This is a genomic window from Aquabacterium sp. (assembly GCF_041915145.1).
Classification (GTDB): domain Bacteria; phylum Pseudomonadota; class Gammaproteobacteria; order Burkholderiales; family Burkholderiaceae_C; genus Aquabacterium.
In genome coordinates this window covers 13976-27107 of sequence record NZ_JAYSBZ010000046.1, presented here as the reverse complement: position 1 = coordinate 27107, position 13132 = coordinate 13976, and the positions used below count along the sequence as shown (strand labels likewise).

Genomic DNA, 13132 nt, shown 5'->3' with positions numbered 1-13132 from the left:
AGGCCGTCGCGGCGGTAGTTGCTGCGGTTGTCGAGCTGGTAGCCGCGCACGGTGAGGCTGTCCCAGTAGCCGGCGGCGTTGTAGTTGTCGCTCACGCTGGCGTCGAAGGTGGTGACGTCCGCCAGGCGCTGCACGCCGGCGTCCTTGAGCTTTTGTGCGTCGAGCCGGTCGGTCTGCAACGGGGCGCGCCAGGCGGGCAGGTTGCCGAAGCCCGCCACGCTGGCGGTGGGTTGGGGGGCGTCGCCGTGCACGACGACTTCAGGCAGGGCGCCGTTCGAGTCGCCGGATTGGGCCCAGGCGTGGCTGGCCAGCAGGGCGGCGCAGGCGATCGGGGTGAGGCTCAGGCGCGCCAGGCGCGCAGCGGTGGTGCGGTGGTTGGTTGGGTTGCTTGCCATCATGTGCTGCAAAGGTTGATGGCAGGTGGGCGTTTGGGCGCCGTGGCGGCACGAGGGGTGCCAATCACTGAGCTTGGACGCTTCCCTGCGCGAGGATTACCTCAATCAGGTTCAAAGGGACTCTCTCAGTCGGCCAACGTGGATCGCGTTGGTCAACACCCCTAGCGGCTGACCGGCCAAGCCGCCGGGTGGCGGCGCCGGTCAGTGAACGCGGATTATCTATGACGCAGCAGCAGGCATCGAGCGGGCTGCGGCGAGGCGATCTACCATCGCGGCTGAGCGATGTCATGGCCCGCCAGAGGCTCGTTGATTCGAGACACGCCACCTCACCGAGGAGACTCCCATGAACGATCGCGCCAGCGAGGCGTTGCTCCGGGCCGCAAGCGGTGCCGCCACGCAAACCCGGAGCCCGTCGTCGGCTCCGGTTGAAACCCGCTACTGTGTCTGCAACTTGTGCGAGGCCTTGTGCGGGCTGGAGTACAAGGTGCAAGGCTCGACCGTGGTGTCCATCAAGGGAGACGAGCGCGACCCGTTTTCGCGCGGGCACATCTGCCCCAAGGCCGTGGCGCTCAAAGACCTGCACGAAGACCCCGACCGCTTGCGGCGCCCGGTCAAGCGCGTGGGGGCAGATTGGCAAGAGATCAGCTGGAACGAGGCTTTCGATCTGGTGGTCGATGGCCTGGCCCGCGTGCGCGAGCAGCACGGGTCGGACGCCGTCGGGGTCTACCAAGGCAACCCCACCGTCCACAGCTACGGGCAGCTCACGCACGGGCTCGATTTCTTCGGCCTGCTCAAGACGCGCAACCGCTACTCGGCCACGTCGGTCGATCAGCTGCCGCATCACATGACGGCGTGGTGGTTGTATGGCCACCAGCTGCTGATCCCGATCCCCGATATCGACCACACGCAGCACCTGCTGATCCTGGGCGGCAACCCGCTGGCGTCGAACGGCAGCCTGATGACCGCGCCCGACTTCCGCCAGCGCATGAAGGCGCTGCGCGAGCGCGGCGGCAAGCTGGTGGTGATCGACCCGCGCCGCAGCGAAACAGCCGCTATCGCCGACGAGCATCACTTCATCCGCCCGGGCGGCGACGCGGCATTGCTGCTGGCGATGTTGCACACCCTGTTCGACGAGAACCTGGTGCACCTCGGGCGCCTGCAGGCCTGGGTGGACGGTGTGGACGACGTGCAGGCGCTGGTGCAGCCTTATGCGCCCGAGTCGGTGGCGCAGTCGGTCGGGATCGCGGCGGGCGAGATTCGTCGGCTGGCGCGCGAGCTGGCCAGCGCCGAGTCGGGCGTGGCGCATGGCCGCATGGGCGTGTCGGTGACCGAGCAGGGCGTGCTGACGCAGTGGGCCATCCAGGTGCTCAACATCCTGTGCGGCAACCTCGACCGGGTGGGCGGGGCCTTGTTCACGCAACCGGCGGTTGATTTGATCGCCAGCGGGGCGATGGGGCCCGGGCATTGGGGGCGCTATCGCAGCCGGGTGCGCGGCCTGCCCGAGTTCGCGGGCGAATTCCCCGTGGCCACGCTGGCCGACGAGATCCTGACGCCGGGCGAAGGCCAGATTCGCGCGATGGTGGTGTCGTCGGGCAACCCGGTGCTGTCCACGCCCAACGGCGCGCAGCTCGACCGGGCACTCGGCGGGCTCGACTTCATGGTGTCGTTCGATTTCTACATCAACGAAACCTCGCGCCACGCCCACGTGATCCTGCCGCCCACCTGCGCGCTTGAGCGCGATCACTACGACATGGTGTTCTTGCATCTGGCGATCCGCAACGTGGCGCACTACAGCCCGGCGGTGTTCGCCAAACCCGACGGCACTCTGCACGACTGGCAGATCTTTGCCGAGCTGGCGCGGCGCTATGAGTCGCGGGTGCCGGGGGCGCGGCGCGGCAGCTGGAGCCAGCGCCTGATCAAGCGCTTGATGCGCCGTCTGCGGCCCGACCAGCAACTCGCGCTGGCGCTGCGGATGGGGCCGCGCAAGCTGCGGCTCAAAGATGTCATGCGGCATCCGCACGGGCTGGATCTGGGGCCGCTGCAGCCGACCTTGCCGCAGCGCTTGCGCACGAGCGATCGCCGCATCCGCCTGGTGCCGCACGCGATTCGCGCGCACCTGGATCAAGGGCCGGGCACCTTGCTGCGGGTGCCCGAGCCGGGCGAGCTGGTGCTGATCGGGCGGCGCGATCAGCGCACCAACAACTCGTGGATGCACAACGCCGAGCGCCTGGTGAAAGGCCCGCCGCGCTGCGTGTTGCTGATGCACCCGCAAGACGCCGCCGCGCGTGGCGTGGCCGATGACGCCACCGTGCGCGTGCGCTCGCGGGTCGGCGACGTGCTGGTGCCGGTGAGCTTGACGGCCGAGGTGGCCCCCGGGGTGGTCAGCCTGCCTCACGGCTGGGGGCATGGTCGAGCGGGCGTGCGCCTGAGCGTGGCCAGCGAGCATGCCGGCGTCAGCATCAATGACCTGACCGACGATCAGCTGGTCGACCCGCTGTCGGGCAACGCGGCGCTCAACAGCGTGCGGGTGACCGTGTCAGTGTGAGGGCGCGGCCCCGCTCACGCCGAGCAATTGGTGCAGGCGCGGGCTGGTGGTGGTGTATTGCAGTTGCACCGGCTGGTCGGGGTGCACGAGGGCTGCCGCCGCAAAGGCCGCGAGCGTGGCTTCATGAAAGCCGCACAAGATCAGCTTGCGCTTGCCGGGGTAGGTGTTGATGTCGCCCACGGCGAACACCCCGGGCGTGCTGCTCTCGAAGGTGGCGGGGTTGACCACCACCTGCTTGCGCTCCAGCGTCAGGCCCCATTCGGCGACCGGGCCCAGGCGCGGGCTGAGGCCTTGCAGCACCAGCAGGGCGTCGCACGGCACGCTGCGGGTCTGGGCGTCCGGGCCCAGCACTTGCAGGCTGCCGAGGCGATCTTCGGGCGCGGTCTCGAAGCCGATGGCCTGCCCGGCTACAAATTGCACCGCGTTGCTCGCGATGCGCTCACGCAGCGTGGCCAGCGAGGCGTCGTCGGCGTTGAACACGTCGCGTCGGTGCACCAGGGTGACTTGGGCAGGGCGGGGTGAGGCAGCCGGCTCGCTGAGCGCCAGGGCGGCACGCACGGCGTCGTCATCGCCGCCCACGATCACCACGCGTTGCCCGGCAAGCTGCTCGGCCGGCGGGGCGTGGTGCCACAACTGGTGGCCCTCGAAGCGGTCGAGCCCCTCGAGCTTCAGCTTGCGCGGTTGAAAGGCGCCCACTCCGGCCGCCACGATCACGACCTTGGCTCGCAGCGCCAGGCCGTGGTTCGTGGCGAGGTCGAAGTGTCCGTCTGCAGGGCTCAGCGTGAGCGATGCGACCTCGTGCCCGAGGTGAAACGTGGCGCCAAAGGGGCGGATCTGCTGTTGCAGTTGCTCGACGAGCTGTGCCCCGGTGCACATCAGCACGCCAGGGATGTCGTAGATCGGCTTGTCGGGGTAGAGCTGCGCGCACTGGCCGCCCAAGTGGGGCAGTGCATCGATAACGTGGCACTGGATGCCGTGCAGGCCGAGCTGAAAGACCTGGAACAGCCCGACCGGGCCGGCGCCGATGATCACCGCATCGGTGTCGATGGGGGGCGATGCGGTCATCAGCGACTGGGGCGGTGGTTGATCAGCGGATCAGTTGATCGTGCTTGCCAGTTTTGTCTTTCCACTCCTCGGCGTCGGCCAGCGCGGCCTTGCGCTTGGTGATGCTGGGCCACTTCTTGGCCAGTTCGGCGTTGATCGGGATGTATTGCTGCTGGTTGGCCGGCACGTCTTCTTCGGGGAGGATGGCGTTGACCGGGCACTCGGGGATGCACACCGCGCAGTCGATGCACTCATCGGGGTCGATGACGAGGAAGTTGGGGCCCTCGCGGAAGCAATCGACGGGGCAAACGTCCACACAGTCGGTGTATTTGCAGCGGATGCAGGCTTCGGTAACGACGTGGGTCATGATCGGCTCAGAAAGGTTCGGGTTGAAACAGAGATGCTGGCGGTGCGGACGCAACAGGCGTCTCGCGTGGCTGGGCGGCTCGCCGCTACCCCAGGCAAACAGGCAATTTTATGGGCGCGGTGGAGGCTTATCCATTGATGAAGCGCAATCAAAAGGCTTTGCCGCTCGCGCATTGAGTTTGTCGGGCAGTTTTATTGATGGCTGCCGACATCGGTGGCACCCACGCCCACCACCACGGCGGTGGGGCGGCCGGCGTGGACGGCGCTGGCCTGGGCCAGGGTGGCGAGGGTGTGCTGGCTGTTGAGTTGATCGGCCCAGCCGGCGCGCGAAACGGCGCTCACGGGGGTATCGGCAGGCCAGCCCGCGTCTTGCAGGCGTTGCGCCAGCTCGCCCAGCTGCTTGCCGGCCATGTAGTAGACCTCGGTGTCAGCGGTGCGTGTGGCGTGCAGATCGCCGGTGCGCGTCATGGCGGTGGCCAGGCTCACGCTGCGGCCCACGCCCCGGCGGGTGAGCGGGCGCTGCGTGCCAGCGGCGGCGGCGAGCGCGGCGGTGACGCCGGGCACGACTTCGCTGTCGAGGCCGGCTGCGCGCACGGCAGCGAGTTCTTCGTCGAGACGGCCGAAGATGCTGGGGTCGCCCCCCTTGAGCCGGGCGACGGTGGGCACGCTGCGGGCGTGTTCGATGATCAGGTCGTTGATCTGCTGCTGCATGCTGCCGTGGGCTTTGCCATCGACAAAGCCGCGTTTGCCCACGTCAACCCATGTCGCGTTGGGGGCGAGATCGCGCAGCGCGGGGTCGGCCAGGGCATCGAACAACACCACGTCGGCCAAGGCCAGCCGTTGGGCGCCGCGCACGGTGATCAGGTCGGCAGAGCCTGGTCCGGCACCAATGAAAATGACTTTGCCCATGGCGCGTTCTCGTTGCCTTTCAGATCGTCGAGAGTTGCAAATTCAGGCGGCCTTGACCAGCAACGCGCCGCTGGTGCGGTTGGTGGTCGGGTCGACCACGATCAAGGCGCCACCCACGCGATTGTCCACGTAAGGCTCGACGGGCAAGGGCTGCTGCGTCTGAATTTGCACACGGCCGATCTCGTTTACGGCCAGTTCGTGCGCGTCGGTGTCTTCGAGCGTGTGGATGTCGAGCCGGTTGTCGATCGACGTGATGCGCGCCTGCACCCAGCGGTTGCCGTGGCGCACCCAGTATTTGCGGCCCACCACGGCGGGCTCGGTGTCGAGCCAGGCGAGCGTGGCGGTGAAGCTGTCGGTGGGCTGGATGCCGCCGGGGGTGTGGATCCAGTCGCCGCGCGAGATGTCGACCTGGCGGTCCAGCACGATGCCGGCCGACTGACCGGCTTCGCACGAATCCACCACCAGCGCGGCGTGGCGCACCTCGGCCACGATGGCCGTCTGGCCGCTCGGGAAGATCTGCACTTCATCGCCCGCCTTGACGTTGCCGTGGGCAATGCGGCCCCAGAACGCGCGGTGTTGATGGCCCGTGCCGGATGCCGTGGCCGCGCCTTCGCCCACGCTGTCGCGGGTGACGTATTGCACGGGGTGCAGCAGCGCGCCATCGCGGCGCTCGTCGCTCACGGGCAGTTGCTCGAGCACCTGCAGCAGCGTCGGGCCCTGGTACCAGGGCCAGTTGGCGCTCGGCGTGGTGACGTTGTCGCCACGCAGGGCCGACACCGGGATCACGCCCTTGTTGACGATGCCGGCTTGCGCGGCAAAGGCTTCGAGCGATGCCTTGACGTTGTTGAACGCCGTTTCGGTGTCCTGCTCGATGGCGTCCAGCTTGTTGATGGCGAAGACGATCGACGGCACGCGCAGCAGGTGGGCCAGCAGGCTGTGGCGGCGTGTTTGCGCCAGCAGGGGCACTTGAGACTCGGCGGTCCGGGCCTTCCAGTCGATCTTGGTGATGTCGACCAGCACCACAGCGGCGTCAGAGCCGGCGGCAGCGGTCACCATGTTGCGGGTGTACTGCTCGTGGCCGGGGGCGTCGGCGATGATGAACTTGCGCGTCTTGGTCGCGAAGTAGCGGTAGGCCACGTCGATGGTGATGCCTTGCTCGCGCTCGGCTTCCAGGCCGTCGGTCAGCAGCGACAGGTCGATGGGGGCACCGGCGGCACGCTTTTCCAGCGCGTCGAGCTGGTCGGCCAGGATGGCGCGGCTGTCGAACAGCAGGCGGCCGATCAGGGTGCTCTTACCATCGTCCACGCTGCCGGCGGTCAGGAAGCGCAGAGCCTTGTGAGCCAGCTCGTTGCCGGCTTCGTTGTGGGTCACTTGGGCGTTCATCAGAAATAACCTTCCTTCTTGCGGCGCTCCATCGAGGCCTCGGACGTGCGATCGTCCATGCGGGTGGCGCCCCGTTCGCTCACGGTCACGTGCAGGGTCTCGGCGACGATGTCGGCGGCGCTGGCGGCGGTCGATTCAACCGGGCAGGTGCAGGTCATGTCGCCCACGGTGCGGAAGCGCACGTCCACGGTCTCGACGGCCTCGCCCTCGAGCGCCGGCGTCACGTCGGTCAGCGGCACCAGCAGCCCCTTGCGGCGCATCACCTGGCGCGGGTGCTTGTAGTAGATGTTGGGCAGCGGGATGTTCTCGCGGGCGATGTAGAGCCACACGTCCAGCTCGGTCCAGTTGCTGATGGGGAAGGCGCGGAAGTGCTCGCCCGGCTTGATGCGGGTGTTGAACAGGCTCCACAGCTCGGGGCGTTGTTCTTTGGGCTGCCATTGGCCGAAGCTGTCGCGGTGGCTGAAGATGCGCTCTTTCGCGCGGGCCTTCTCTTCGTCGCGACGGGCGCCGCCGATCAGGCAGTCGAAGCGGTTGTCTTCGATGGCTTCGAGCAGCGTCACGGTCTGGTGGCCGTTGCGCGACTCGAGCGGGTGGGCCAGGCGCACGGTGCCGCGCTTGATGGAGTCTTCCATGTGCGCAACGATCAGGCGCTCGCCGATTTCCTTGACACGGCGCTCGCGAAACTCGATCACCTCGGGGAAGTTGTGGCCCGTGTCCACGTGCACGAGCGGGAAGGGCAGCTTGCCTTCGAGCTGGCCCGCGTCGTTCTTCATCTTGAAGGCCTTCTCGGCCAGATGCAGCACCACGCACGAATCCTTGCCGCTCGAAAACAGCAGGCCGGGGCGCTCGAAACTGGCGGCCACTTCACGCAGGATGAAGATGGCTTCTTCTTCCAGGGCGTCCAGGTGGCGGTGGTCCACTTCCGCCAGCAATTGGTTCACATCAGTCATGTCGTTCTCACTCAGAAATCATTTGTGGACGTGCAGGCCGCATTCCTTGGCCTTCTCGTCTTCCCACCACCAACGCCCGGCGCGGAAGTCTTCGCCCACCGCGATGGCACGCGTGCATGGCGCGCAGCCGATGCTGGGCATGAATTGATCGTGCAACGGGTTGTAGGGCACGTTGAAGGTCTTCACGTAGTGCCACACGTCGCCCCACGTCCAATCGATCATCGGGTTGAATTTTGCGCGGCCCGCGTCGTCGTGTTCGCGCGCCAGCATGCCGCCGCGGTTGTTGCTTTGTTCGCGGCGCAGGCCGGTGATCCAGGCGGTGCGGCCACCCAGCATGCGCGCCAGCGGTTCGAGCTTGCGGATGCCGCAGCAGGCTTTGCGCAGCCCGATGCTTTCGTACATGGCCTTCTCGCCGTTCTTGCGCACGAACTCGATCACGGCTTCGGCCACGGGTTTGTAGACTTCGACCTTGACGCCCTTGCCGCCAAAGGCGTCGGCGTAGTGCGATTCGATGGTGCCAATGAGCGCCACGGTTTCGGGGTGCAGCGCGCCGGTTTCGAGTGTGCCCACCGCAATGCGCAGACCGTGCCGCGCGATGAGATCGGTGACGATCATGTCTTCGACGCCCAGGCTGGTGGCCTGCACCACCGCGCCGGGGTGCTCGGCGGCGGCGGCCTGCAGCAGCGTGAGTGTGTCGGCGAGCTTGGCGTCGAACTCGGGGCTGGGCCGGGCATACAGGCCGATAGCCGACCCTGAAGGCGCCGCGCCGCCGATGGGCGATAGGAGGTTGATCGAAGAGGAGGTGCTCATGGTGAGATCCTTGCGTCTGGCCCGGTGTGTTCAGGCCGCGCGCACGAAATGTGGCTGCGGTTCGCGCACATCGCCCTGATAGTGCCCCACGCCGGCGAACAGGTTGAGGGCGCGCTCGGCAATCTCGCGGCTTTGATCGGCGCGCAGCACCACGCTGCTGAAGCCCGTGCGCGCGAGCATCGGCATCATGTCGGCCACCACGTCGCCGTGGGCGCGGATTTCGCCAGCGAATCGATGGCGTGCGCGCAGCAAGTGCGCCTGGCTGTAGGCGCGCCCGTCCGTCCATTTTGGAAACTGCAGCTCGACGAGCGCCAGCCGCGGCAAGTCGGCGGCCAGCTCTTCGATGTCGTGATCGTGCGGAAACCGCACCCCCACCGGCAGATCGGACGGCCAGGTGTCGCGCACGGCGTGCCATTGCGCGAGTGTCAGCAGCAGGTGCTTGGCCGGCTTGGGGTGCGAGATCGGGCCATCTTCGCCTTCGAGCTTGCGCCAGGGGTCGTGGCGCGGAACGACGAATTCAAGCGTGAGTCTGGACATGATGTGCTCTGAGATCGGTTGAAACAGCTGCGGGATGAGGCTCAGGCCGCCTTGGCCGTGGTGCGGCGCACGGCGTTGGCCGCCGCCTTGAACGGATCGATGCCCACGCGGCGCACTGCTTCGAGAAAGGTTTCGTTGGCTGTGCGGATGCGGCAGTAGGTGTCGATCAGCGCCTCGACCACGTCCACCACCTCGTCGGATGCGAACGACGGCCCGATCACCTTGCCCGGCGTGGCGTGGGGCGAGCCATGCGAACCGTCGGCGCCACCCAGCGTCACCTGGTACCACTCGCTGCCGTCTTTATCGACACCCAGGATGCCGATGTGGCCGCTGTGGTGGTGGCCGCACGAGTTGATGCAGCCGCTGATGTGCAAATCGATGTCGCCGATGTCTTCGAGCTCATCGAGATCCTGATAGCGCTCGATCAACGCGTTGGCGATCGGAATCGAGCGCGCGTTGGCCAGCGCGCACACATCGCCGCCGGGGCACGAGATCATGTCGCTGAGCAGCCCGATGTTGGGCGCTGCAAACGATGCTGCCTTGGCTGCCTGCCACACCGCCAGCAGATCGGCCTCGCGCACCCACGGCAGCACGAGGTTTTGGTCGTACTTCACGCGCAGCTCGCCGCAGCTGTAGCGGTCGGCCAGATCGGCGGCGGCCTCCATCTGCCCGGCGGTGACATCGCCAGGCGCCTGCCCCACGCGCTTGAGCGACAGATTCACCGCGCGATAGCCCTTGACGCGATGCGCCACCGTGTTGCGCTCGAGCCATTTCAAGAACGCCGCCGGCGCATCGGCGGGCGGCACCCAGGCCGGGCCATCTGCGGGCTGCACGTTGGCCGGATACGCAAAACATGCCGCCACACGGTCGAACTCGGCTTGCGGAATCAAGTGGTTGGTGCCGCCTGCATCGCGATTGAGGATGGCATCGAACTCGGCTTCGACATCTTTGGCGAACTGCTCGCCCAGCGCCTTCACGAGAATCTTGATGCGTGCCTTGAACGAGTTGTCGCGTCGGCCGTGGCGGTTGTACACACGCATGATGGCCTCGATGTAGACGAGGATTTGCTGCCACGGCAAAAAATCGCGCACCAGCGTGCCGATGATCGGTGTGCGGCCCATGCCACCGCCGACGAACACCCGAAAACCCACCTCGCCAGCGTCGTTCTTGCGCATGTGCAGCCCGATGTCGTACCAGCCCGACGCCACGCGGTCTTCGGTCGCGCCCGTGACGGCGATCTTGAACTTGCGAGGCAGGAACACGAACTCGGGGTGCAGGCTCGACCACTGGCGAATCACCTCGCAATACGGGCGCGGATCGACGATTTCGTCGGGCGCGATCCCCGCGAGGTAATCGGTCGAGATGTTGCGAATGCAGTTGCCCGAGGTCTGGATGCCATGCATGTCGACATCGGCCAGCAGGTCCATCACATCGGCGGCGCGCTCGAGCGGGATCCAGTTGTACTGGCAGTTGTGGCGCGTGGTGAAGTGCGCGTAGCCCTTGTCGAACTCGCGGGCGATGCGCGCGAGCTGGCGCAACTGGCGGGTCGACAACTCGCCATAGGGCACCGCCACGCGGGTCATCGGGGCGTGGCGCTGGATGTACCAGCCGTTTTGCAAGCGCAACGCACGGAAATCTTCATCCGCCAACTGCCCATTGAGATGGCGCTCGAGCTGATCTCGAAACTGCGCGGCGCGCTGATGAACGAACTGTTTGTCGAAGTCGGTGTACTGGTACATGATGGTCTTCCGGTTGGCAGTACCGGGATCAATGATTCGTGTCGGGCTTGGTCTGGCTGGCGCCGGGATGGCTCAACCCGTCGGGAAGAGCATCTTGTAGGCCGCGAAAAGCAGGCACAGACAGAGCGCGAAACGGGTGATTTTCTCAGGCAAATGTTTGGTCAACTTGGCGCCCACCCAGATCCCGGGGATGGAGCCGACCAGCAGCTCGATCAGCAGGTTCCAGTGCACGTTGCCCAGCGAGGCGTGGCCGATGCCGGCCACGATGGTCAGCGGCACGGCGTGAGCGATGTCGGTGCCCACCAGGCGCTTCATATCGAGGCGAGGGTAGAGCAGCAGGATCAGCGTGGCGCCCAGCGCGCCGGCGCCGATCGAGCTCAGCGACACCAGCACGCCAAGAATGGCTCCGCACAGCACGGTCAGCGGGGCGCGGCGTTCGCGGGTGATGTAGCGTTCGAGCCAGACGCCCACCTTGAACCAAACCGGGCGAAACGCCACGGTAACCGCCGTCAAGACCAGGGAGGAGGCCAGGGCGTAGGTGAGCGGCCCGTCTTTCGAGCGGTGGATGCCGCTGGTGTGCATGTAGATCATGGTGCCCACCGTGGCCGGCATGCTGCCCCACAGCAGCTTTTTCATGATGTGGTAGTCGACGTGGTGTTCTCGGTGGTGCGCCACGGAGCCTGACACCTTGGTCAGGCCGGCAAACCACAGGTCGGTGCCGATGGCGATGGCCTTGTCGAGATGGAAGAACGACACCAGCAGCGGCGTCATGAGCGATCCACCGCCCACGCCGGTCAATCCGACGATCAAGCCGACGCCGGCACCCGCCACAATGGCTACCCAGTCAAAGGTCATGAACACAGCCTCTTTTCTAAGAGGTCGGACTGTAGAGAGCTTCTATAGATATGAAAAGTATAGTTTTTTCGTTTACTTATTCTCCTTTGGAATTATGTGGTCGGCTTGGCCGTCGGCGCGCCACCCGGACGCTCGGTGTCGTCGGGCTGGCGGGGTTGCTGCTGGCTGGCTGCTCGATGCTGCCGAGCAAGCCCGAGCCCACGCCGCCGCCGGTGGTGGCGCCGCCTCCGCCCAAGCCGGCCCCCAAGCCACCGCGCATTGGCTTGGCGCTGGGGGGCGGCGCGGCACGCGGTTTTGCGCACATCGGCGTGATCCAGGTGCTGGAAGAAAACGGCATCAAGCCGGACCTGGTGGTGGGCACCTCAGCTGGTAGCTTGGTGGCGGCGATGTATGCGTCCGGCAAGAACGGGGTCGAACTGGGCCAGCTGGCCGAGCGCATGGACGAGTCGGCCATTACCGACTGGACCTTTCCCGGTCGGGCGTTGATGCGTGGCGAGGCTCTGGCCAAATATGTGCGGCAGCAGACCGGCGGCTTGAATATCGAGGCCATGAAGACCCCGCTGGGCATCGTCGCCACCGATCTGGGCAATGGTCAGCCGATCCTGTTTCAGCGCGGCGACCCGGGCATGGCGGTGCGGGCTTCCAGCGCGGTGCCGGCGGTGTTCGAGCCGGTCAAGATCGGCAGCCGCGAGTATGTGGACGGCGGGTTGGTCGCGCCCGTGCCGGTGCGCTTCGCCCGGCAGATGGGGGCCGACGTGGTTATCGCGGTCGACATTTCAGCGTCCCCCGAAGGTGCCCCCACGGGCGACGCCATGAAGATGCTGCTGCAGACCTTCTCGATCATGGGGCGCAGTATCAATCACTATGAGCTGAAGGATGCCGATGTGGTCGTCGTGCCGAAGCTGGCGGGGGTGTCAAGCGCCGATTTCACGGCGCGGCGCCTCTCGGTTCTGGCCGGACGCGAAGCGATGTTGACCGTGCTGCCCGCGCTCAAGGACCGCATCGCCGCCAAGACGCGCTGATCGAGCCGGGCCGGCCGGCGCTGCGGCTCAAGGCTGACCGGTGCCGAACGGCTTGCCGGTGAGCTTGCTGCCGGCCTTCATGCCGCGCTTGGCGAACCATCCCTCGCTCATTTCGAGAACGAAGCGCACCGGCTGGGCCGAGCAGTGCGGGTCGAGCGTCTGCGGCTTCATCTCGTCGATGTTGATGATGGTACCGTCGTTGGCGACGAAGGCCACCGACAGTGGGATCAAGGTGTTCTTCATCCAGAAGCACTGTTTGGCCGGGGCGTCGAACACGAACAGCATGCCTTGATAGGGGCCCAGGCTGGTTCGGTGCATCAAACCGATCTCGCGCTGCTGTTCGGTCAGCGCCACTTCGGTCTGGATATTGAACATGCCCGCGCCGAGCTGGATCGACGGCAGGTGCTGCGGGCCGTCCTGGGCGCCCGTCCCTTGTGCCTGCGAGGCACTGACGAAAGTCAATGCGGTTAGGGCGATGACCTGTTTGACGCGGTTTTTCATGCGGCGAGGGACTGTTGAACTTGATGTAGGGATATTTACTTGCTTCGGAAGATTAATGCAGGTCATGATTCGTCGT

12 protein-coding genes, 1 pseudogene and 1 riboswitch are annotated in these 13132 nt (G+C 66.3%); of the genes and pseudogenes, 2 read left to right on the top strand and 11 right to left on the bottom strand.

Features of this window, described 5'->3' with window-relative positions:
• A pseudogene (locus ACE3SS_RS09925) lies at positions 1–395 on the bottom strand (TonB-dependent siderophore receptor); the annotation flags it as partial.
• Between the two features lie 65 nt (positions 396–460).
• Positions 461–568, bottom strand: a riboswitch (TPP riboswitch).
• Positions 569–738: 170 nt separating this feature from the next.
• On the opposite strand from ACE3SS_RS09925, the gene ACE3SS_RS09920 reads away from it, so the two are divergent.
• Positions 739–2940, top strand: a complete 2202-nt coding sequence (locus ACE3SS_RS09920) for a molybdopterin-dependent oxidoreductase (protein ID WP_374593430.1) — start codon at positions 739–741, stop codon at positions 2938–2940.
• Here the strand turns inward: ACE3SS_RS09920 and ACE3SS_RS09915 are convergent.
• The 9 genes from ACE3SS_RS09915 to ACE3SS_RS09875 all read right to left on the bottom strand — a co-directional run bounded on the left by ACE3SS_RS09915 (position 2932) and on the right by ACE3SS_RS09875 (position 11533).
• Positions 2932–4005 carry an NAD(P)/FAD-dependent oxidoreductase gene (locus ACE3SS_RS09915; protein WP_374593428.1) on the bottom strand — a complete coding sequence of 358 codons (1074 nt, stop codon included), beginning with the start codon at positions 4003–4005 and terminating at the stop codon, positions 2932–2934. The genes ACE3SS_RS09920 and ACE3SS_RS09915 overlap by 9 nt on opposite strands.
• A gap of 22 nt (positions 4006–4027) precedes the next feature.
• Complete coding sequence (fdxA, locus tag ACE3SS_RS09910; RefSeq protein ID WP_374593426.1) at positions 4028–4351, bottom strand: ferredoxin FdxA; 324 nt, start codon at positions 4349–4351, stop codon at positions 4028–4030.
• Positions 4352–4542: 191 nt separating this feature from the next.
• A complete protein-coding gene (cobA, locus tag ACE3SS_RS09905) occupies positions 4543–5259 on the bottom strand; it encodes a uroporphyrinogen-III C-methyltransferase (RefSeq protein ID WP_374593424.1) in 717 nt (238 codons plus the stop codon).
• 42 nt (positions 5260–5301) lie between these two features.
• Positions 5302–6642 (bottom strand): sulfate adenylyltransferase subunit 1, encoded by a 1341-nt coding sequence (locus ACE3SS_RS09900; protein ID WP_374593422.1) that lies wholly within the window; start codon positions 6640–6642, stop codon positions 5302–5304.
• Positions 6642–7592, bottom strand: coding sequence for a sulfate adenylyltransferase subunit CysD (cysD, locus tag ACE3SS_RS09895; RefSeq protein ID WP_374593420.1), 951 nt, complete (start codon positions 7590–7592; stop codon positions 6642–6644). The genes ACE3SS_RS09900 and cysD overlap by 1 nt, the downstream gene beginning before the upstream one ends.
• 18 nt (positions 7593–7610) lie before the next feature.
• Positions 7611–8402 (bottom strand): phosphoadenylyl-sulfate reductase, encoded by a 792-nt coding sequence (locus tag ACE3SS_RS09890; protein WP_374593418.1) that lies wholly within the window; start codon positions 8400–8402, stop codon positions 7611–7613.
• A 30-nt stretch (positions 8403–8432) separates the two neighbouring features.
• A complete protein-coding gene (locus tag ACE3SS_RS09885; RefSeq protein WP_374593416.1) occupies positions 8433–8939 on the bottom strand; it encodes a DUF934 domain-containing protein in 507 nt (168 codons plus the stop codon).
• Positions 8940–8980: 41 nt separating this feature from the next.
• A complete protein-coding gene (locus ACE3SS_RS09880; protein WP_374593414.1) occupies positions 8981–10678 on the bottom strand; it encodes a nitrite/sulfite reductase in 1698 nt (565 codons plus the stop codon).
• Positions 10679–10750: 72 nt separating this feature from the next.
• Positions 10751–11533: a sulfite exporter TauE/SafE family protein gene (locus ACE3SS_RS09875; RefSeq protein WP_374593412.1), complete on the bottom strand. Its 783-nt coding sequence runs from the start codon at positions 11531–11533 to the stop codon at positions 10751–10753.
• Positions 11534–11709: 176 nt separating this feature from the next.
• Here ACE3SS_RS09875 and ACE3SS_RS09870 point away from each other — a divergent pair, with 176 nt between their 5' ends.
• Positions 11710–12555, top strand: a complete 846-nt coding sequence (locus tag ACE3SS_RS09870; RefSeq protein WP_374593411.1) for a patatin-like phospholipase family protein — start codon at positions 11710–11712, stop codon at positions 12553–12555.
• A 27-nt stretch (positions 12556–12582) separates the two neighbouring features.
• Here ACE3SS_RS09870 and ACE3SS_RS09865 read toward each other — a convergent pair whose 3' ends face one another.
• Positions 12583–13056, bottom strand: a complete 474-nt coding sequence (locus ACE3SS_RS09865; RefSeq protein WP_374593409.1) for a DUF192 domain-containing protein — start codon at positions 13054–13056, stop codon at positions 12583–12585.
• Between the last annotated feature and the right edge of the window lie 76 nt (positions 13057–13132).

Bases quoted from the DNA above. Each gene is read 5' to 3' on its own strand.
- ACE3SS_RS09920 (WP_374593430.1), top strand. From the start codon at position 739: ATGAACGATCGCGCCAGCGAGGCGTTGCTCCGGGCCGCAAGCGGTGCC.
- ACE3SS_RS09915 (WP_374593428.1), bottom strand. From the start codon at position 4,005: ATGACCGCATCGCCCCCCATCGACACCGATGCGGTGATCATCGGCGCC.
- fdxA (WP_374593426.1), bottom strand. From the start codon at position 4,351: ATGACCCACGTCGTTACCGAAGCCTGCATCCGCTGCAAATACACCGAC.
- cobA (WP_374593424.1), bottom strand. From the start codon at position 5,259: ATGGGCAAAGTCATTTTCATTGGTGCCGGACCAGGCTCTGCCGACCTG.
- ACE3SS_RS09900 (WP_374593422.1), bottom strand. From the start codon at position 6,642: ATGAACGCCCAAGTGACCCACAACGAAGCCGGCAACGAGCTGGCTCAC.
- cysD (WP_374593420.1), bottom strand. From the start codon at position 7,592: ATGACTGATGTGAACCAATTGCTGGCGGAAGTGGACCACCGCCACCTG.
- ACE3SS_RS09890 (WP_374593418.1), bottom strand. From the start codon at position 8,402: ATGAGCACCTCCTCTTCGATCAACCTCCTATCGCCCATCGGCGGCGCG.
- ACE3SS_RS09885 (WP_374593416.1), bottom strand. From the start codon at position 8,939: ATGTCCAGACTCACGCTTGAATTCGTCGTTCCGCGCCACGACCCCTGG.
- ACE3SS_RS09880 (WP_374593414.1), bottom strand. From the start codon at position 10,678: ATGTACCAGTACACCGACTTCGACAAACAGTTCGTTCATCAGCGCGCC.
- ACE3SS_RS09875 (WP_374593412.1), bottom strand. From the start codon at position 11,533: ATGACCTTTGACTGGGTAGCCATTGTGGCGGGTGCCGGCGTCGGCTTG.
- ACE3SS_RS09870 (WP_374593411.1), top strand. From the start codon at position 11,710: ATGCTGCCGAGCAAGCCCGAGCCCACGCCGCCGCCGGTGGTGGCGCCG.
- ACE3SS_RS09865 (WP_374593409.1), bottom strand. From the start codon at position 13,056: ATGAAAAACCGCGTCAAACAGGTCATCGCCCTAACCGCATTGACTTTC.